Raw genomic sequence first — 18,208 nt, 5'->3', positions numbered from 1 at the left:
CGATCGGCGCTGCCGTGCGCCCGTGCCGCGACCGCACGGGCGGCGTGAGTGCGCCGAGTGGCCACGCGAGGCGCCCGCCGTACCGTCAGTCGCCGACCGGGGCCGAACGCGCGGGCAGGCCGACCGGATTGCCGGGCGGCAGCAGACCCGAGTCCTCCACCGCGCGGGCCAGCGGATCCAGCAGGGCGGCCAGGCGGGCGGCGCGGTCCGGGCCGAGGGCGGTCCAGGGGCTCTCGGCCGCCGCGTCGGTCAGCGTCTCGACCTCCGCGCGCACCACCGCCCCGGCCGCGGTGAGCGAGCCGTTCCCGGCGAGGAGCCCGAGGTCGCGCAGCCGGACACCGGCCGCGGTCCAGTCGCTCTGCTCCCACTTGCGGGTCTCCCGCAGGAACCCGCCGTCCGACTCGCCCGCGGCCGCCTTGAGCACCATGGCCTCGACCGGCCCGAGCCCCTGGCTGACCAGCACCGCGACATGCCCGTCACCCCGGTGCTCGCGCAGGGTCGTCAGTGCCTGCCACAGCCGGGCCGTGGGCCGGTGCGGACGCTCCAGCGCCTGGTTGGCGGCGGCCAGCACCCGGCCCGTGGTGTCGGCGGCCGCCGCGGCCTCCCAGGCGAGATCGGCGGCCTCGGCGAAGTCGGCGGAGCCGGTGACCCGTGGTCCGAACAGCTCGGTCATCGCCGCGTCCATCGCGTCCTCGCGGGCCGCGAGCACCCGCGCCGGCTCCGCGTACCCCCAGGCGTCCGGCAGCGCCCTGGCCACGCGGGCGGGGTGGAAGACGTAGAAGCAGCTCGTCACGACGGCGGGGGACACCGCGCCGAGCGGGGCGGCGCGCAGCGCGAAGTAGCCCATCCAGTAGCCGCGCAGACCCAGTGCCTTCGCCGCGCGGTGCGCCTGCGGGGCGAAGTACACGAGGTCGTGTACCGGTTCGTAGCGCTCCCACAGGGCCCGCGCCATCCCGTCCGCCACTGCCGCCTCCCACCGCCTCGGCCGTCGCCGGCCGTGTGCCGTCGTACCGTCCGGGACAAGACTGCGCTATGACCGCTGTCATAACAAGGGGGTGGTGAACTTCCCCTCGGCCCTCCCCTCGGCCTCCCCCCGGCTCTCCCCTCGGCAGGGTTCGCGGTGGTCCCCGATTGGCCCGGACGAGGGGCCCGGGGCCGGGCGCACTGGGGCAGACGGGTGGGCCGGTGACACGGCTGGGCGGCCCGGATGGTGGGAGCCGGGGGCCTCACTGACGGTGGTTCATGTCGAGACCGGGTCCATCCAGCTGATGAGGCGTCCGCTGCCCGGCCACGGCGGAAGGACAACACGATGCGTTCTGCCCGCACCCTCCTGGCCACGGCAGCCGCCGCGGCCGCCCTGGCCTTCGCCACGCCCGGCGCCGCGTTCGCGGCCCCGGCCGGGCACGACTCGGGCCGTGGCGACTCCTCGCACAGCAGTGACTCCGGCGGTGACCGCGACAAGGGCTCCGACCGGGACCAAGACAACGGCAGCGGAGGCGGCAACGACCGCGGACACGACCGGCCACGCGGTGGAATGCACACGGGTGGCGGAGCGCTGGCCACCGTGCTGCGCTCCGACAGCGGTGGCGACATCCGGTTCGACCCCGAGTCCTACCGGGAGGACAGCGGGGGCAAGGGAGGCAAGAGCGGCGACCAGGACAGCGGCGGCGGCCGGGGCAAGAGCGGTGACGAGGACAGCGGTGGCGGCGGCCGCGGCAAGGGCGGCGACGACAGCGGCGACGACTGGGGCGGCGGCTCGGACAGCGGCGGCGGCAAGCCGCGCGGCGGCATGCACACCGGCGGCGGCGCGCTCGCCGGCCCCGGCGTCACCACGGGTGGCCTCGCGGTCCTCGGCGTGGGCGCGGCGGGCATGTACGCCCTGCGCCGCAAGAAGGCCGCGCAACCGGCGTCCTGACGGTGTCGCGGACGCCGTCGGCGCGGCGAGAGCGCCGACGGCGCGTGCCCCTCGCGGGGCGGGCGGATGAGTGCCGGGCCGGTCAGGGTTTCCCGGCCGGTCCGCACCCGCGACCCCCGGCCCCGGCCCCACCCCCTCGTCCCCGTGCTGCCGTGTCCCAGTGAGGTGGTCTTTGATGGCACCGGATTCGTCCTCCGAACAGCCCCCCGAACCGGAGCCGGAGGCGGGCGGCGCCGGTCGTGGTGGGCGGCTGGTGCTCTGGGGGGTGGCGATCCTCTTCCTCGCCGTCAGCATGTTCGGGGGGCGTCACGGGTCGTTCCCGGCGCCGCGGGCGACCCCGGCCTCCGGGGCCAGCTCCACCGGGCGGTCCCCGGCGGGCGCCGCGCTGCCTCGCTCCGAGCCGGTCCGGCTGGTCATCCCGAAGATCGGCGTCGACGCGCCCTTCACGCGGCTGACGCTCGACCCCTCGGGGCAGCTCCAGCCGCCGCCCGCGGCGAACACCAATCTCGTCGGCTGGTACGCCAAGGGCGCCGCGCCCGGCGAGAGGGGCACCGCCGTCATCGCCGGGCACGTGGACACGAAGGTCTCCGCGGCCGTGTTCGTCAACCTCGACCAGCTGGACACCGGCGACCGGTTCTCCGTGGAGCGCGCCGACGGGCGGACCGCGGACTTCGTGGTGGACAGTGCCGAGACCTTCGCGAAGGACGACTTCCCGAGCGACCGGGTCTACGCCGACGCGGCACGCCCCGAGGCCCGCCTCATCACCTGCGCGGGCGACTACGACCACACGGCGAAGGACTACACCGACAACCTCGTGGTCTTCGCCCACCTGGTGTGAGCGGCCCCGTCGGCCCCGACCGGCCCGCCCCCGCCTCGGTCGGCCCGCGTCAGCCCCGCCGGTCCGCGAAGGCGCCGCCCGCGCCGAAGGCCAGCGCCGCGAACCGCTCGCCGATCCTGCGGTGCGCGGCCGCGTCCGGGTGCAGGCCGTCGGGCAGCGGCAGCTCGGCGAAGTCGGCCTCGCCGTACAGCTCGCGGCCGTCGGCGTAGAACAGCCGGTCGTCCTCGGCCGCCCGCTCGCGCACGATGCGCTCCAGCTCCGCCCGGACGACGCCGAGGGTGAGCTTCCCGGCCGCCGTCTCCGCCGGGTCCCCGGCGGCGCGGAAGGCGAGCCGGCCCTCGCCGAGCGCGTCGAGGTCCCAGGCGGTGGGGCCGGGCGTGTCCTCGTGTATCGGGCACAGGAGCGGCGAGACGACGAGCAGCGGGGTGTCCGGGTGTCCCTCGCGGATGGTGTCCAGGAATCCGTGCACCGCGGGGCCGAAGGCGCGCAGCCGCATCAGGTCGCTGTTGACGACGTTGATGCCGAGCTTGACGCTGATCAGGTCGGCCGGGGTGTCCCGCAGCGCCCGGGCGGTGAACGGGTCGAGCAGCGCGCTGCCGCCGAGGCCCAGGTTGACCAGCTCGGCCCCGCCGAGGGAGGCGGCGAGCGCCGGCCAGGTGGTGGTGGGGCTCGCGGCGTCGGAGCCGTGGCTGATCGAACTGCCGTGGTGCAGCCACACCTTGCGGCCCCGGTCCGGTACGGCCTCCACCGGGGCGTCGGTGCGCAGCGCGACCAGCTCGGTGGTCTCGTTGTGCGGCAGCCAGATCTCCACGTCCTTGGGCGTGTCCGGCAGCCCGGTGAAACGCACGGTGGCGACCGGGCCCGGCGTGTGCCGCGCGCTCCCCGTGGCCATGTCGATGGTGAGGGTGTCTCCCCCGGTGGCGGTGCCGCTGCCCGCCGGACGTCCGTCGACCAGCAGGTCGTACACCCCGTCGGGGCGCGGGGGAGCGCCGGTGTAGACCCGCTTGGTCGGCAGGGTGTCCAGCTCGACGACCGTGGCCCGGGTGCGCAGCGCCAGCCGTACGCCGGCGGGCTGGGACTCGGCCAGGGCAAGCGCCGGGTCGGCGCACTGGGCGCGGGCCCGGGCGGGCAGCCGGTGCGGCAGCAGCCCCCGCGCGGTGCGTTCGAGGTCGAGGGCGCCGCGTATGAGGTCGGGGGTGAGGGGAGTGGTCTGCATCATGTCGGCCTGTGTTTCGTGGGGAGATGTCGGCTCAGCGGGTGGGCCAGTTGCGCAGCAGGGAGTCCAGGGCGTCCACGACGCGGGTCCAGGACTCCTGGGAGTCGGGGGCGCTGTGGGCGAATCCGCCGGCCGCCTCCAGGCTCACGTAGCCGTGGAAGACGCTGCCCAGCAGGCGCACCGCGTGGGTCTGGTCGGGTTCGGGCAGGTCGTAGCCGCGCAGGATCGCGCGGGTCAGCTGGGCGTGCCGGGGGCCCGCGCTCGCGGCCGCCGTCTCGGGATCCAGCGGATACCGGGCCGCCGTGTAGCGGCCGGGGTGGGCGCGGGCGTAGTCGCGGTAGACGTCCGCGAAGGCGCCGAGCGCGTCCTTGCCGGACCGTCCGGCGAGCGCGTCGGCGGCGAGGTCGGCCATCTCCTCCAGGGCGAGCAGCGCGATCCGCGTCTTCAGGTCCTCGGAGTTCCTGAGGTGCGAGTACAGGCTCGCCGCCTTGACGTCGAACCGCCGGGCCAGCGCCGACACGGTCGCCTGTTCGAAGCCCACCTCGTCGGCCAGCTCCGCGCCCGCGCGGACCAGCCGCTCGGTGGTCAGTCCCGCACGAACCATCAGCTTCCTCCCTGTTGCCGATGACGATTATGGACTTGCCTAAAGCCTTTAGGCAAACGCCTGAGCTGTGAAGGTGCCGGAGGCCGCTGGGAAACGCGAACGGCCGCCGACCGGGGGATTCCGGTCGGCGGCCGTGAAGGCGCCGGGGGCTGGGCCGGGTCTGCGGGGTGTCAGACCGCCGTCGCCGGGAACGTCGGGTACTCCACGCCCGAGACGTACTGCACGACGCGGACGACCTGGCACGAGTAGCCGAACTCGTTGTCGTACCAGAGGTAGAGGATCGCGTTGTCGCCGTCGACCTTCAGCGCGCCGGCGTCCACGATCGAGGCGTGGCGCGAGCCGATGAAGTCGCTGGAGACCGCGTCGGGCGCCGTGGTGAAGTCGATCTGGCGCTTGAGCGGCGAGGTCAGCGACACGTCGCGCAGGTACTCGTGCACTTCCTCACGGGTGGCCTCGCGGGCCAGCTGGAGGTTGAGGATCGCGATCGAGACGTCCGGCACCGGGACGCGGATCGAGCTGCCGGAGATCTTCGCCTTGAGGTCGGGCAGCGCCTTCGCCACGGCGGAGGCGGCACCGGTCTCGGTGATCACCATGTTCAGCGGCGCGGACCGGCCGCGGCGCTCGGCCTTGTGGTAGTTGTCCAGCAGGTTCTGGTCGTTGGTGAACGAGTGGACCGTCTCCACGTGGCCGCGCAGCACGCCGTACTCGTCGTCCATGGCCTTCAGCGGCGGGACGATCGCGTTGGTGGTGCAGGAGGCGCAGGACAGGATCTGCTCGTCCGGCTTGATGGTGTCGTGGTTGACGCCGTGCACGATGTTCGGGACGTCGCCCTTGCCGGGCGCGGTCAGCACGACCTTCTCGATGCCGGGGCGCAGGTGCGTGGACAGGCCCTCGCGGTCACGCCACTTGCCGGTGTTGTCGATGAGGATGGCGTCGCGGATGCCGTACTCGGTGTAGTCCACGTGCGACGGGTCGTCGGCGTAGATCACCTTGATGGCGTTGCCGTTGGCGAGGATCGTGCTGTTGTCCTCGTCCACGGTGATGGTGCCCTGGAACTGGCCGTGGATCGAGTCGCGCCGCAGCAGCGAGGCGCGCTTGACGATGTCCTGGGCGCCGCCGCCGCGCACCACGATGGCCCGCAGGCGCAGACCGTTGCCGGAGCCGGCCTTCTCGATCAGCAGCCGGGCCACGAGCCGGCCGATGCGGCCGAAACCGTAGAGGACGACGTCGCGCGGCTCGCGCCGGTCGATCTTGTCGGCGCCGGTGGCACCCGCGACCGCCTCGGCGGTGAACTCCTCGATGCTCAGGCCGCGTTCGTCGGCCTGGTAGAGGGTGGCGAGCATGCCCAGGTCGATCTGGGAGGGCCCGAGGTCCAGGGTGGTCAGGGCCTGGAGGAAGGGCATGGTCTCGGTGACGGACAGCTCCGCGCCGGCGATCTGCCGGGCGAAGCGGTGCGTCTTGAGGATGCTGACCACCGACTTGTTCACCAGGGAGCGGCTGTGCAGCAGGACGGTCACGTCCCGCTCGCGGTGCAGCTTCCCGATGAGCGGGATCATCGACTCCGCGATCTCCTCGCGGTTCTTCCAGTTGGTGAACGAGTCGTCGTTGACAGTCACAACATCTATCTTTCGAGCTAGGCAGCGCTCATATGGTAGCCCCACCCTACTTCGAACGGGTGAGGCATCCGCACGGGGGTCCCCGAAGGCGGGTTCGACCGGGCGAAGTAAGGGACTTGTGGGCATTTCACGGTCGATTCCTGATTCAGGGTGGAAGTGTGTAAGAAACCCGAGTCGTGGATTGCACGTGCCACCCGGCGTGCCCAAGGTCAAAAGGGTGAGCACCTCCTCCGTTCCCCGGCCCGAGCCGGCCGCCCCGTCCCACCCCGTCGGCCGCTTCGACCTGCCCCGGATCGCCCGCCGCGGGATCCCCGAGGGAGCGGTGCCAGCCCTCGCCCTGTTCGCGGCCGTCCGGCTCGCCGGGATCCTCGCGGTGATCCTGACCAACGCCCTGCGCGGGCACCGCCTGGCCGGCACGCTCGCCCACTCCTGGGACTCCCGCTGGTACCTGCACATCGCCGCCCGGGGCTACGGCCACAAGATGTGGATCACCCCGGAAGGTGCCGTCCAGACCGACTGGGCCTTCTTCCCCCTCTACCCGGCGCTCATCAGGGCGCTCACCGCCGCCCTGCCGCTCACCCCGGGACAGGCCGCGCTGCTCGTCGCCTGGCTCGCGGCGGGCGTGGCCGCGTACGGCGTCTATGTCATCGGTCATCTGCTCTACGGCCGCGGGGTGGCCACCGCGCTGGTCGGCCTGTGGGCCGTCATGCCGCACGCCGTCGAACTGACCATCGCCTACACCGAGTCGCTGTTCGCCGCGCTCGCCGTCTGGTCCCTGTACTGCGTGCTCAAGGGCCGCTGGCTGTGGGCCGGGGCGCTGGCCGCGCTCGCGGGACTGGCCCGGCCCAGCGGTTTCGCGGTGGCCGTCGCCGTCGCCGTCGCGGCCGCCTGCGAGGCGGGGCGCCGGCGCGGCCGGGTCCCGGGGACCCTGTGGGCGGGCGCCGTCCTCGCCCCCCTGGGCTTCCTCGGCTATGTGCTGTGGGTGGGCAGCCGGGTCGGCGACCTGTTCGGCGGCTACTTCCGGGTGCAGAGCGCCTGGGGCTCCCGCTTCGACTTCGGCGTCGGCTCGGCCCGCTTCGTCAGGGCCCTGCTGCTGCACGGCGGCGGCGTCGTCTACACGGTCGCTCTGCTGGTCGTGGCCACCGGACTGCTGCTGTTCGCGCTGCTGTGCCTGGACCGCGCCCCGCTGGTCCTGGTCGTCTTCGCCGGGGTGCTGCTCCTGCTCGTGGTCGGCGGCTCGGGATCCTTCTCCTCCAAGCCGCGCTTCCTGCTGCCGGCCTTCCCCCTGCTCATCCCCGTGGCGCGCGCCCTCGCCCGGACCTGGCGGGCGCGACCGGTCCAGGCGGCCCTCGTCTACGGCGCCCTCACCCTGACGTCCGTGTTCGTCGGTGCCTACGTCACGGCGGTGGCCCACTCCCCGCTGTGACCGCGCGCCCCCGGTGCGGAGTCCCGAGGAGCCGACCGCGCCGGGAGCCCGTGCGAAGGCCGGGAAACGGGGTAGTCGTGGGGACGCCCGAGGAAAGGACCGTCATGACGACCTACCTGATCAGCGTCCCCGGCACCTTCACCGCCGGGGTCGGCGCGGACACCCGGACCCGGCTGACCCGGGCGCTGCGCCCCGCCGACCCGCACGGCACCCGGATGGGCAGCAGCGAGGACCTGGACGTGCTCAACGTCAACGACGACAACACCTTCACCCTCCGTCTCACCGTCGAGGCCGACACCGGCCGGCACGCCGAGGAGGCGGCCCGGCGGCTCGCGGACTCCGCGCTGCGCGGGGCGGGGCTCGACGAGCGCAGCGCGCCGCTGGGGCCCGCCGTGATCACCGGGATCGACTCCGACACCGGCTGAGGGGCCCGGGGCCCACCGGCCGGGCCGCGCCGAGTTCGGATTATTTAGGTAAAATCTAGGCGTTTGCCAATCATTCAGGCGCTGTCTTCTCCCCGGAAGGCGGCCGCCGCCCAGGGCACCTCCGCCGGAAGTGAACCGATGCCCCGCAAGCGCTCCACCGACGACGGCGACGAACTGCTGGCCAGACTCGGTTCGCTCACCGCCCAGGCGCGCGAGCGCGCGGAACTGCAGCGCACCCAGGTCGAACTGGCCATCGCGCTGCAGCGCGGCATGCTGCCCCGGGATCTGCCGACCGCCCCCGGACTCCACCTGGCGGTCCGCTACGCGCCCGCCTGCTACGGGCTCAACGTGGGCGGCGACTGGTACGACGCCTTCCCGCTGCCCGACGGCCGGATCGGGCTGGCCATCGGCGACGTGCAGGGGCACAACATCGAGGCCGCCGCCTTCATGGGCCAGGTCCGCGCCGGGCTGCGCGCCCTCGCCTTCGCCACCGGCGAGCCCGGCGAACTGCTCGCCCGGACCAACGACCTGCTCCTCTCGCTCGGCAGCGAACTCTTCGCCACCTGCACCTTCATGCGGCTCGACCCGGCCACCGGGGCGCTGGAGAGCGCCCGCGCAGGCCACATCCCGTTCGTCTGGGCCACGGCGGACGGCAAATCCGGCGTCGTCGACGACGAGGGCGGGCCGCCGCTCGGCATCCAGCGGGGCCTGGACTACCCGGTGACCCGGCACCGGCTGACCACCGGCGGGCTGTTCGTGCTGCTCACCGACGGCGTGGTGGAGGGACCCTCGCTGGCCGTCGAGGACGGCCTGGAACAGGTGACGCGGCTGGCGGGCATAGCCGCCGTCGCGGGCCTGGAGAGCCACGCGCTGGCCGCCGCCGTGATCAAGGGCGCCGAGAGCGTGGGCCACGAGGACGACGCCGCCGTACTCGTCGTGGGCCTCGACGGACCGGGACCGCGGCCGTAGCGTCCCCGCCTTTCAGCCAGAGGGGCGGACCCCGCCCGTCTCGCCTCGCCGAGCCGGGCCGGGCGGTGTGAGATGGCTGCTGTGGTGGGTATCGCGGAACTGCGCAGGCCGGGCGTGTACGTCGTCCAGGTGCTGGCCGTCGCGGCCCTCTACTACGGCTCCGGCCGGCTCGGCCTGCTGCGCGAGCTGTCCGTGGGGGGTGCCGTCTTCACCCCGGTCTTCCCGCCGACCGGCGTCTCCGTCGCCGCCCTGCTGATCCTCGGCATCGGCTGCTGGCCCGGCATCACCCTCGGCGCCTTCGGCGTCATCCTGAGCATCTCGCCGCCCGGCCTCGATCTCGTCGGCATCCTCTTCGGCAACACCGCCGCCCCCGTGTGCGCGGCGATCCTGCTGCACTGGGCGCGCTTCCGCATCGACCTCAGCCGCTTCCGGGACGGGGTCGCCCTGGTGTTCCTGGGCGCGCTGGCCGCCATGACGATCAGCGCGACCGTCGGCGTGGGCATGCTCGTGCTCACGGGCAAGCTGGCCGCGCACGCCTTCTGGCCGGTGTGGCTCGCCTGGTGGGTCGGCGACGCGATGGGCGTCCTGCTCGTCACCCCGCTGCTGCTCCTGCTGCGGGGCGTCCGCCGGCCGCTGTCCCTGCGCCGGTGGAAGGAGGCGATGGCGCTCGCCCTCATCGCCTGCGTGCTCGTCCCGGTGGCCGCGTACAGCTCGATCAGCCTGCTGTTCCTGGTCTATCCGCTGATCATCTGGGCGGCCCTGCGCTTCCAGCTCGCGGGCGCCCTGCTCTGCGCGCTGTTCACGTCCGTGATGGCCACCATCGCCGCCACGGACGCGAGCGGCGCCTTCCAGGGGCTGAACCCGGTCCAGATCATGGCCAAGCTCCAGGCGTTCAACGGCACGATGACGCTCACCGCGCTCCTGATGTCCGCCCTGATCACCGAGCAGCGCAACACCCGCCGCTCGGTGGAGCGGGCCTGCCAGGAACTGATGGAGGTCCTCGAACACCTGACCGCGGGCGCCGGTCCGGTGCCCCGCCCCCAGACGGAGGCGGACGAAACGGGCGCCGGCGACGACACCGGGGGCCGGTCACGGCCCACCCGGTGAGGCGCGCCGGCCGGTCAGTGCGGCCGGCGCGGCTCCTTGTCACCGCCTCGGTCCGCGGAGCCCCTGCTCCTGGAGCTGCGTTCCGCGATGTCGCGGGGGGTGGGTGTCGGCGTCGGCGAGTCGCCGGTCTCCTCGGCGGCGCGTCGGCGCTCCGTCTCGTGCCGGCGGTTCGCGGCCCGCTGGTCCTGTCGGCCCTGACGCTGGTCGTCGCGTTCGTTCATACGCCGCCGGGTACCCCCGCCCCGGCCGGCGCAACGTCCCTCCCGGCGTGTCGAACGGCCACCACGGGGCACCGGGAGACGATGGACGGACCCCGCCAGGGGCGGCGCGGGCCGGACCGGAGGGAAAGGGCGGCAAGGGCGGCATGGAACAGCGGGCGACCCCGCGGACGGCGGACGCGGGGGGCGGGAACACGGGGACCACGGGGACGGCGGAACCGGCGGACGCGGGGGACGGCGAGGGCAGCGCGGGACGTGCGGAGGCGGTCGGCGGTACGGCCGGCACCGCGCCCCCCGCCGGCCGGAGCCACCGCGCCCCCGACCCCCGCCGCCGGGTCCCCCGCACCGACGTACTCCTGCGCGACCCCCGGTTGGCCGAAGCCGCGGACCGGCTCGGAGCCGGGGTCGTCAAAGGGGCCGTGCGGGAGGCACAGCAACGGGCCAGGGAGGGGAAGGTCGCCCCCGAACACGTGCCGGAGACGGTCCTCGGCCTGCTCCCCGACGCCGCGAGCGGACTGCGCCCGGTGATCAACGCCACCGGGGTGCTGCTCCACACCAACCTCGGCCGCGCCCCCCTCTCGGACGCCGCCCGGCAGGCCGTGGCGGAGGCCGCGGGACCCACGGACGTGGAACTCGGGCTGGCGACCGGGGTCCGGGCCCGCCGGGGCCGTTCCGCCCTCGCCGCCCTGCGCGCCCGGGTGCCCGTCGCCGGGGACGTCCATGTCGTCAACAACGGCGCCGCCGCCCTCGTCCTCGCCGCCACCGCGCTCGCGGCCGGCCGGGAGATCGTGGTCAGCCGGGGCGAGATGGTGGAGATCGGCGACGGCTTCCGCCTGCCCGACCTGCTCGTCTCCACCGGCGCGCGGCTGCGCGAGGTCGGGACGACGAACCGGACGACCGCCGCCGACTACGCCGACGTGATCGGCCCCGAGACCGGGTTCGTGCTCAAGGTGCACCCGTCCAACTTCCGCGTCACCGGCTTCACCCGTGCGGCCCGCACCGGCGAACTCGCCGGTCTGGGCGTCCCGGTCGTCGTGGACATCGGCTCCGGGCTGCTCGCCCCGCACCCGGTACTGCCCGACGAGCCCGACGCGGACACCGAGCTGCGCGCGGGCGCCGCCCTCGTCACCGCGAGCGGCGACAAGCTGCTCGGCGGTCCCCAGTGCGGACTGCTGCTCGGCGACCGGGATCTGGTGCACACCCTGGCCCGGCATCCGCTGGCCCGCGCCCTGCGGGTGGACAAACTGACCCTGGCCGCCCTGGAGGCCACCCTCACCGGACCGCCCACCCCCACCGACCGCGCCCTGACCGCCGGTGCCGCCGGTCTCAAGGCCCGCGCCGGCCGGCTCGCCGCCGAACTGGGCGCCCACGGGATCGACGTACGCGCCGTCGACAGCACCGCCACGGTCGGCGGGGGCGGGGCGCCCGGGGTCGGGCTGCCCAGTGCGGCCCTCTCCCTGCCCGAGCCGTACGCCGCCGCGCTGCGCACCGGCCGGATCCCGGTCGTCGGACGCCTGGAGGCCGGCCGCTGCCTGCTGGACCTGCGCTCCGTGCCCCCCAAGGACGACGAGCGGCTCGCGGGGGCCGTGCGCTCGGTGCGCACGAGCGGCCGGCCGGCCGCCGGGGAAGGGCGGGCATGATGCGGGTCCTCGCCACTGCCGGCCATGTCGACCACGGCAAGTCCGCCCTGGTCCGGGCGCTCACCGGCATGGAACCCGACCGGTACGAGGAGGAGCGCCGCCGGGGCCTCACCCTCGACCTGGGCTTCGTGTGGACGCGGCTCGACGCGCTCGGCGACCACCTCGCCTTCGTGGACGTGCCCGGCCACGAACGGTTCGTGCCGACCATGCTCGCCGGGGTCGGACCCGTGCCCGCCGTGCTGTTCGTGGTCGCCGCCGACCAGGGCTGGCAGCCCCAGTCGCGGGAGCACCTGGCCGTCCTCGACGCGCTCGGGGTCCGGCACGCCGTCCTCGCGGTGACCCGCAGCGATCTCGCCGACCCCGAACCGGTGCGCGCGGACGCCGTGCGGCGGCTGGCGGACACCTCCCTCGGCAAGGTGACCTCGGTCGCGGTGAGTGCCGTGACCGGCACGGGACTTGACGAACTGCGGGTCGAACTCGCCCGGATGGCAGTGGAGTTGCCCGATCCCGACCCGGCCGCCGACGTACGCCTGTGGCTGGACCGGGCGTTCAGCGCCCGCGGCCACGGCACCGTGGTGACCGGCACGCTCGGCGCGGGCACCCTGCGCGTCGGCGACCGGCTGGTGACCGGGGACGGCGCCGCCGCGCTGCGGGTGCGCGGGCTGCAGAGCCTGCACCAGGACCGGGAGGCCGTCAGCGGAGTGGCCCGCGTCGCGGTGAACGTGCACGGGCCGGGGGACGCGGGACTGCGCCGCGGGCAGGTACTGCTGGCCCCGGACCGCTGGCGGACCACCGGGGTGATCGACGTCCGGGTGCACGGCGAGCCGGTGGCCGGCCTGCCCCGCCAGGTCACCCTGCACCTCGGGACCGCCGCCGTGCCGGTGACCGTCCGCCCGCTCGGCACCGACACCGCCCGGCTCACCCTCGCCCGCCCCCTGCCCCTGCGGACCGGCGACCGCGCGGTCCTGCGCGAACCCGGCGGCACCCGGACCCCCCAGGGGGTCACCGTCCTCGACGTACGGCCGCCCCGGCTGGTCCGGCGCGGCGCGGGGCGGGCCCGCGCCGCCGAACTCGCCGCCCTGACCGGCCACCCCGACGGAGCCGGCGAACTGCGCCGCCGCAAGCTGATCCGCCGCGCCGACCTCACCGCCATGGGCGTCCCGGCCCCCGCCGCCCCCGTCGCGGGGGACTGGCTGGCCGACGCGGCGTACTGGCGGGAACTGCGCGACCGGCTGGCCGCCGAGGTCGCACGGCACGCCCGCGCCCACCCCCTGGACCCCGGCCTGCCCGCCGAGGCCGCCCGCCGGCTGCTCGGCCTGCCCGACCGCGCCCTGGTCGACGCGCTGGCCGAGGCGTCCCCCGGACTCCACTGCGGCCAGGGCCGGTTGTACGCGTCGAGCGACGCCCGGCCGGACCTGCCGCCGGCCGTGGACGCCGTACGCCGGGACCTGGCCAGGGCGCCGTTCCGCGCGCCCGAGGCCGGGCGGCTCGCCGCACTGGGGCTCGACCGCAGGACGCTGGCCGCCGCCGTGACCGCCGGAGCCCTGCTGCGGATCGCCGACGGCATCGTGCTGCTGCCCGGCGCCGCCGCCGAGGCCGCCGCCGTACTGCGCGCCCTGCCCCAGCCCTTCACCCTCAGCGAGGCACGGCGCGCCCTGGACACCACCCGCCGGGTGGCCGTACCGCTGCTGGAGTTCCTGGACGCCCGGGGCTACACGGAACGCGTCGACGACCAGCGCAGACGCTGCCGTACCGGGCCCGGAAACGGGGGCGGGAGCGGAGGCGGACGGGAATCGAACCCGCCTGCCCGAGATCCTCGGGCACCTCGGTTTTGAAGACCGGGAGGGCCACCAGGCACCCACACGCCTCCACCGCTCGTCAGGCTAGTGCCCCAGGAGACCGCGATGACACCGACCCGCCAAGCGTCCGTCCGACTCACGCAGTTCGCCCACGGCGGCGGCTGCGCCTGCAAGATCCCGCCCGGCGAACTGGAGGAGGTGGTCAGCGGCCTGACCGTGCCCCGGCTCGCCGGGGGCGACACCCCGCTCCTGGTCGGCCTCGCCACCGGTGACGACGCGGCCGTCGTCACCGTGCCCGGCCGACCGGGCACGGCCATGGTGTGCACGGCCGACTTCTTCACCCCCGTGGTGGACGACCCCTACGACTGGGGGCGCATCGCCGCCGCCAACGCGCTGTCCGACGTGTACGCGATGGGCGGCCGGCCGGTGCTCGCCGTCAACCTGCTGGCCTGGCCGCGCGACCGGCTCCCCTTCGAGCTGGCCCGCGAGGTGCTGCGCGGCGGCCTCGACATCGCCACCGAGGCGGGCTGCCATGTCGGCGGCGGACACAGCGTGGACGACCCGGAGCCCAAGTACGGCATGGCCGTCACCGGCGTCGCCGACCCCGAGCGGCTGCTGCGCAACGACACCGGCCGGCCGGGTCTCCCGCTGTCCCTGACCAAGCCGCTCGGCCTCGGCGTGCTCAACAACCGGCACAAGGTCACCGGCGAGCGCTTCGAACAGGCCGTCGCCACCATGACCGCCCTCAACCGGGACGCGGCCGAGGCCGCGCTCGCCGCCGGGGCCACCTGCGCCACCGACGTCACCGGCTTCGGTCTCCTCGGCCACCTGCACAAGCTGGCCAAGGCATCCGGGGTGACCGCCGTGCTCGACACCGCCGCCGTGCCCTACCTGGACGGCGCCCGCGAGGCCGTGCGGGACGGCTACGTCAGCGGCGGCACCCGGCGCAACCTCGAATGGGTCGCCCCCTTCACCGAGTTCGGCACCACCGACGCCGACACCCGGCTGCTGCTGGCCGACGCCCAGACCTCCGGCGGGCTGCTGGTCGCCGGAGAGGTGCCGGGGGCGCCGGTGGTGGGGGAGCTGGTGCCGTACGACTCCCACACCATCGTGCTCGAATAGCGCGCCCGCGCCGGGGACTTCCGCGCCGGGGGCTCACGGCTCGGTGCCCGTGTGCTCGTCGATGCCCGCCCGCGCCCGGTAGCCCCGCACCAGCTCGACGGCCGCCGGGCCGCGCGGCCTGCGCCCCGGCCGGATGTCCACCGCGATCGCCTTGGCCTCCTGGATGTGGGTGTTCGGGTCCAGGGACAGATGCAGCAGCTCGTTGGCCGCGTCGCCGGTGGTGTAGCCGTTGGGGCCCCAGTGGTAGGGCAGGCCCACCTGGTGCAGCCGGCGGCCGTGCACGGTCAGCGGGGCCATCCGGTCGGTGACCAGCACCCGCGCCTCGATCACCCCGCGCGCGCTGACGATCGTCGCCCACCCGGTGTGCTCCAGGCTCCGCTCGGCGGCCAGCTCCGGGGAGACCTCGCAGAAGAACTCCGGTTGCAGCTCCGCCAGATACGGCTGCCAGCGGGACATGCCGCCCGCCGTGTGGTGCTCGGTGAGCCGGTAGGTCGTCGCCACGTACGGGTAGACCTGCGAGCCGCGCTCGTCCCCGCTCGGCTGATAGCGGTTGTCCGGCACCGTGGGCATCAAGTGCCGTACGGGGTTGCGCTGCTGATCGTAGAGCAGGTTCGGGAACGGCGAGTCCTGCGGCTCGTAGTGCGCGGGCAGCGGACCGTCCATGAGGCCGGACGGCACGTAGAGCCACGCCTTGCCGTCGGCCTGCATGATGAACGGGTCCCGACCGGTCAGCGCGGCCGGTCCGGTCGCGTCCTCGGGCGGCTCGTAGTCCGGCGCCTTGTCCTTCTTGAAGTCGGGGACGTCGTGCCCCGACCACTCGCCCTTGTCCGCGTCCCACCACACCAGCGCCTTGCGCTCGCTCCACGGCCGGCCCTCGGGGTCGGCCGAGGCGCGGTTGTACAGGACGCGGCGGTTGGCGGGCCACGCCCACGCCCACTCGGCCGCCACCCAGTCCTGCTCCCGGCCCGGCTTGCGGCGGGCGGCCTGGTTGACGCCGTCGGCGCGGACGCCGCAGTAGATCCAGCAGCCGCACGAGGTGGAGCCGTCCGGCTTCAGCTGCTCGTACGAGGAGAGCGGACCGCCGTCGGCGTCCTTGCCGTTGATCTCGGCGAGCACCGCCTCCGCGTCCGGCTCGGTCAGCGGGCCCTTCGTCGGGTAGTCCCAGGCGAGGTCCAGCACCGGCCGGTCCATCTCGTCCACCGACCCGGCGAGCTTCTCCCGGATGATCCGCCCCAGATGGAAGGCGAACCACAGGTCGCTGCGCGCCTCCCCGGGCGGCTCGACCGCCTGGTGGTGCCACTGGAGCAGCCGCTGGGTGTTGGTGAAACTGCCGTCCTTCTCGGTGTGCGCGGCGGCCGGCAGGAAGAACACCTCGGTGCGGATGTCCTCCGTGCGCAGCTCCCCGGTCTCGATCTCCGGGCCGTCCTTCCACCAGGTCGCCGACTCGATCAGCGAGAAGTCGCGCACCACCAGCCAGTCCAGGTTCGCCATGCCGAGCCGCATCAGCTTGGTGTTGGCGTTGCCCACCGCCGGGTTCTCGCCGAGCAGGAAGTAGCCCTTGCAGACGCCTTCCAGCTGGGCCATCGTCGTCTCGTACGTGGAGTGCGAACCGGTCAGCCGCGGCAGGTAGTCGAAGCAGAAGTCGTTCTCCTCCGTGGCCGCGTCGCCCCAGTATGCCTTGAGCAGGCTCACCAGGTACGAGCGCATGTTGCCCCAGTAGCCCTTGTGCGCCGCCTCCGCCTCGACGAACGCGTCCAGGTCCTGGTTCTGGTGCGCGTGCGGCATCGGGATGTAGCCCGGCAGCAGGTTGAACAGGGTCGGGATGTCCGTCGAACCCTGGATGGAGGCGTGACCGCGCAGCGCGAGGATGCCGCCGCCCGGCCGGCCGATGTTGCCGAGGAGCAGCTGAAGGATGCAGGCCGTGCGGATGTACTGCACGCCCACCGTGTGCTGCGTCCAGCCCACCGCGTAGGCGAAGGCCGTCGTCCGCTCCCGCCCGGAGTTCTCCGTGACCAGCTCGCACACCTGCCGGAACAGGTCCTGCGGCACCCCGCACACCTGCTCCACCATCTCCGGCGTGTAGCGGGCGAAATGCCGCTTGAGCACCTGGAAGACACAGCGCGGATGCGTCAGCGTCTCGTCCCGCTCCGGCTCGCCCTCGCCGATCACCGCACCGCCGGAGCCGTGCGCCTCGCCGCGCGCGGCCTCCGTCACCGACTTGCCGCCGCCGGTGCGCTCGTCGTACTCCTGGTCGCGCTCGCCCGAGGCGGCCTGCATCTCCGAACCCTCGTACTGCCAGCTTGAGTTGTCGTAGGAGCGGGTCTCGCTGTTCAGGCCGGAGAAGACGCCGGACAGATCCTCGGTGTCACAGAAGTCCTCGCGCAGGATCATCGACGCGTTGGTGTACGCCACGATGTAGTCGCGGAAGTACTTCTCCTGTTCCAGCACGTAGTTGACGATCGCGCCGAGGAACGCGATGTCCGAGCCCGCGCGCAGCGGCACGTGCAGATCGGCGAGCGCGCTGGTGCGGGTGAACCGCGGGTCGACGTGGATCACCTTCGCGCCCCGCGCCTTGGCCTCCATCACCCACTGGAACCCGACCGGATGGCACTCGGCCATGTTCGAGCCCTCGATGACGATGCAGTCCGCGTTCTGCAGGTCCTGCTGGAAGGTGGTCGCGCCGCCGCGTCCGAACGAGGTTCCCAGACTGGGAACGGTGGAGGAGTGTCAAATACGTGCCTGGTTCTCGATCTGGATCGCGCCGAGCGCCGTGAACAACTTCTTGAGGAGGTAGTTCTCCTCGTTGTCCAGCGTGGCCCCGCCGAGGCTCGCGAAGCCCAGGGTGCGCCGGGTGCGGGTCTGGTCGACCTCCCACTCCCAGCCCGCCCGGCGGGCCGTGATCACCCGGTCGGCGATCATGTCCATCGCGGTGTCGAGGTCCAAGTGCTCCCACTCGGTGCCGCCCGGACGCCGGTAGAGCACCTGGTGCTCACGGGCGTCGCCGGTGGTCAGCTGGAGGCTCGCCGAGCCCTTGGGGCACAGCCGGCCGCGGGAGACGGGGGAGTCGGGGTCGCCCTCGATCTGGGTGACCTTCTCGTCCTGCACGTACACGTTCTGGCCGCAGCCCACCGCGCAGTACGGGCAGACGGACTTCACCACCCGGTCGGCCGAGGCCACCCGGGGCGTGAGCCGTTCGCTCGGGCCGCTCTTCGCGGCGGCACCCCGGCCCAGCGGGTCCGTCCCGGTGAGCTGGCGGTAGACCGGCCAGGAGTCGATCCAGGTGCGTACGCCCACGGCCACTCCTCCCACTCGT

General features: G+C 74.0%; 14 protein-coding genes, 1 tRNA gene and 1 pseudogene. 9 read left to right on the top strand and 7 right to left on the bottom strand.

Annotated features, from left to right (window positions below; all coding sequences use genetic code 11):
• Positions 1–85: 85 nt before the first annotated feature.
• On the bottom strand, positions 86–964 hold the full coding sequence (locus AB0927_RS33615) for a hypothetical protein (protein ID WP_366671592.1): 879 nt from the start codon (positions 962–964) through the stop codon (positions 86–88).
• Between the two features lie 345 nt (positions 965–1,309).
• Here AB0927_RS33615 and AB0927_RS33610 point away from each other — a divergent pair, with 345 nt between their 5' ends.
• Positions 1,310–1,915 (top strand): hypothetical protein, encoded by a 606-nt coding sequence (locus tag AB0927_RS33610; RefSeq protein ID WP_366671591.1) that lies wholly within the window; start codon positions 1,310–1,312, stop codon positions 1,913–1,915.
• A 175-nt stretch (positions 1,916–2,090) separates the two neighbouring features.
• A complete protein-coding gene (locus AB0927_RS33605) occupies positions 2,091–2,753 on the top strand; it encodes a class F sortase (protein WP_366671590.1) in 663 nt (220 codons plus the stop codon).
• 49 nt (positions 2,754–2,802) lie between these two features.
• Here the strand turns inward: AB0927_RS33605 and AB0927_RS33600 are convergent, their stop codons facing one another.
• The 3 genes from AB0927_RS33600 to AB0927_RS33590 form a co-directional block, all read right to left on the bottom strand.
• Positions 2,803–3,969, bottom strand: a complete 1,167-nt coding sequence (locus AB0927_RS33600; RefSeq protein WP_366671627.1) for a GDSL-type esterase/lipase family protein — start codon at positions 3,967–3,969, stop codon at positions 2,803–2,805.
• A 34-nt stretch (positions 3,970–4,003) separates the two neighbouring features.
• Positions 4,004–4,573, bottom strand: coding sequence for a WHG domain-containing protein (locus AB0927_RS33595; protein WP_366671589.1), 570 nt, complete (start codon positions 4,571–4,573; stop codon positions 4,004–4,006).
• Positions 4,574–4,743: 170 nt separating this feature from the next.
• On the bottom strand, positions 4,744–6,189 hold the full coding sequence (locus AB0927_RS33590) for a glyceraldehyde-3-phosphate dehydrogenase (protein ID WP_366671588.1): 1,446 nt from the start codon (positions 6,187–6,189) through the stop codon (positions 4,744–4,746).
• Between the two features lie 217 nt (positions 6,190–6,406).
• Between AB0927_RS33590 and AB0927_RS33585 the strand changes: the two genes are divergently transcribed.
• From AB0927_RS33585 to AB0927_RS33570, 4 genes are all read left to right on the top strand, one after another.
• On the top strand, positions 6,407–7,615 hold the full coding sequence (locus AB0927_RS33585; RefSeq protein ID WP_366671587.1) for a glycosyltransferase family 39 protein: 1,209 nt from the start codon (positions 6,407–6,409) through the stop codon (positions 7,613–7,615).
• Positions 7,616–7,719: 104 nt separating this feature from the next.
• Entirely contained in the window at positions 7,720–8,040 is a 321-nt protein-coding gene (locus tag AB0927_RS33580; protein WP_366671586.1) for a hypothetical protein, read from the top strand.
• 138 nt (positions 8,041–8,178) lie between these two features.
• A complete protein-coding gene (locus tag AB0927_RS33575; protein ID WP_366671626.1) occupies positions 8,179–9,009 on the top strand; it encodes a PP2C family protein-serine/threonine phosphatase in 831 nt (276 codons plus the stop codon).
• 72 nt (positions 9,010–9,081) lie between these two features.
• A complete protein-coding gene (locus tag AB0927_RS33570) occupies positions 9,082–10,116 on the top strand; it encodes an MASE1 domain-containing protein (RefSeq protein WP_366671585.1) in 1,035 nt (344 codons plus the stop codon).
• A 14-nt stretch (positions 10,117–10,130) separates the two neighbouring features.
• Here AB0927_RS33570 and AB0927_RS33565 read toward each other — a convergent pair whose 3' ends face one another.
• The gene (locus AB0927_RS33565) at positions 10,131–10,337 is read right to left on the bottom strand and encodes a hypothetical protein (RefSeq protein ID WP_366671584.1); all 207 of its coding nucleotides are present in this window, start codon (positions 10,335–10,337) and stop codon (positions 10,131–10,133) included.
• A gap of 143 nt (positions 10,338–10,480) precedes the next feature.
• Between AB0927_RS33565 and selA the strand changes: the two genes are divergently transcribed.
• Positions 10,481–11,974 (top strand): L-seryl-tRNA(Sec) selenium transferase, encoded by a 1,494-nt coding sequence (gene selA / locus AB0927_RS33560; protein ID WP_366671583.1) that lies wholly within the window; start codon positions 10,481–10,483, stop codon positions 11,972–11,974.
• A pseudogene (locus AB0927_RS33555) lies at positions 11,971–13,704 on the top strand (SelB C-terminal domain-containing protein); the annotation flags it as partial. The gene selA and the pseudogene AB0927_RS33555, both read left to right, overlap by 4 nt.
• Positions 13,705–13,751: 47 nt before the next feature.
• Here the strand turns inward: AB0927_RS33555 and AB0927_RS33550 are convergent.
• Positions 13,752–13,844, bottom strand: a tRNA-Sec gene (locus AB0927_RS33550).
• Between the two features lie 34 nt (positions 13,845–13,878).
• On the opposite strand from AB0927_RS33550, the gene selD reads away from it, so the two are divergent.
• Positions 13,879–14,895, top strand: coding sequence for a selenide, water dikinase SelD (gene selD / locus AB0927_RS33545; protein WP_366671582.1), 1,017 nt, complete (start codon positions 13,879–13,881; stop codon positions 14,893–14,895).
• A gap of 33 nt (positions 14,896–14,928) precedes the next feature.
• Here the strand turns inward: selD and fdh are convergent, their stop codons facing one another.
• Complete coding sequence (gene fdh, locus AB0927_RS33540; protein ID WP_366671581.1) at positions 14,929–18,189, bottom strand: formate dehydrogenase; 3,261 nt, start codon at positions 18,187–18,189, stop codon at positions 14,929–14,931.
• Positions 18,190–18,208: the final 19 nt, after the last annotated feature.

Source organism: Streptomyces sp. NPDC048106 (assembly GCF_040706415.1).
Lineage (GTDB): Bacteria > Actinomycetota > Actinomycetes > Streptomycetales > Streptomycetaceae > Streptomyces.
This window is presented reverse-complemented; position numbering and strand designations above follow the sequence as displayed.

What these genes read in the sequence shown, in the direction of transcription:
- AB0927_RS33610 (WP_366671591.1), top strand. Translation starts at nt 1,310, where the DNA reads ATGCGTTCTGCCCGCACCCTCCTGGCCACGGCAGCCGCCGCGGCCGCC.
- AB0927_RS33605 (WP_366671590.1), top strand. Translation starts at nt 2,091, where the DNA reads ATGGCACCGGATTCGTCCTCCGAACAGCCCCCCGAACCGGAGCCGGAG.
- AB0927_RS33600 (WP_366671627.1), bottom strand. Translation starts at nt 3,969, where the DNA reads ATGCAGACCACTCCCCTCACCCCCGACCTCATACGCGGCGCCCTCGAC.
- AB0927_RS33595 (WP_366671589.1), bottom strand. Translation starts at nt 4,573, where the DNA reads ATGGTTCGTGCGGGACTGACCACCGAGCGGCTGGTCCGCGCGGGCGCG.
- AB0927_RS33580 (WP_366671586.1), top strand. Translation starts at nt 7,720, where the DNA reads ATGACGACCTACCTGATCAGCGTCCCCGGCACCTTCACCGCCGGGGTC.
- AB0927_RS33575 (WP_366671626.1), top strand. Translation starts at nt 8,179, where the DNA reads ATGCCCCGCAAGCGCTCCACCGACGACGGCGACGAACTGCTGGCCAGA.
- AB0927_RS33570 (WP_366671585.1), top strand. Translation starts at nt 9,082, where the DNA reads ATGGCTGCTGTGGTGGGTATCGCGGAACTGCGCAGGCCGGGCGTGTAC.
- AB0927_RS33565 (WP_366671584.1), bottom strand. Translation starts at nt 10,337, where the DNA reads ATGAACGAACGCGACGACCAGCGTCAGGGCCGACAGGACCAGCGGGCC.
- selA (WP_366671583.1), top strand. Translation starts at nt 10,481, where the DNA reads ATGGAACAGCGGGCGACCCCGCGGACGGCGGACGCGGGGGGCGGGAAC.
- selD (WP_366671582.1), top strand. Translation starts at nt 13,879, where the DNA reads ATGACACCGACCCGCCAAGCGTCCGTCCGACTCACGCAGTTCGCCCAC.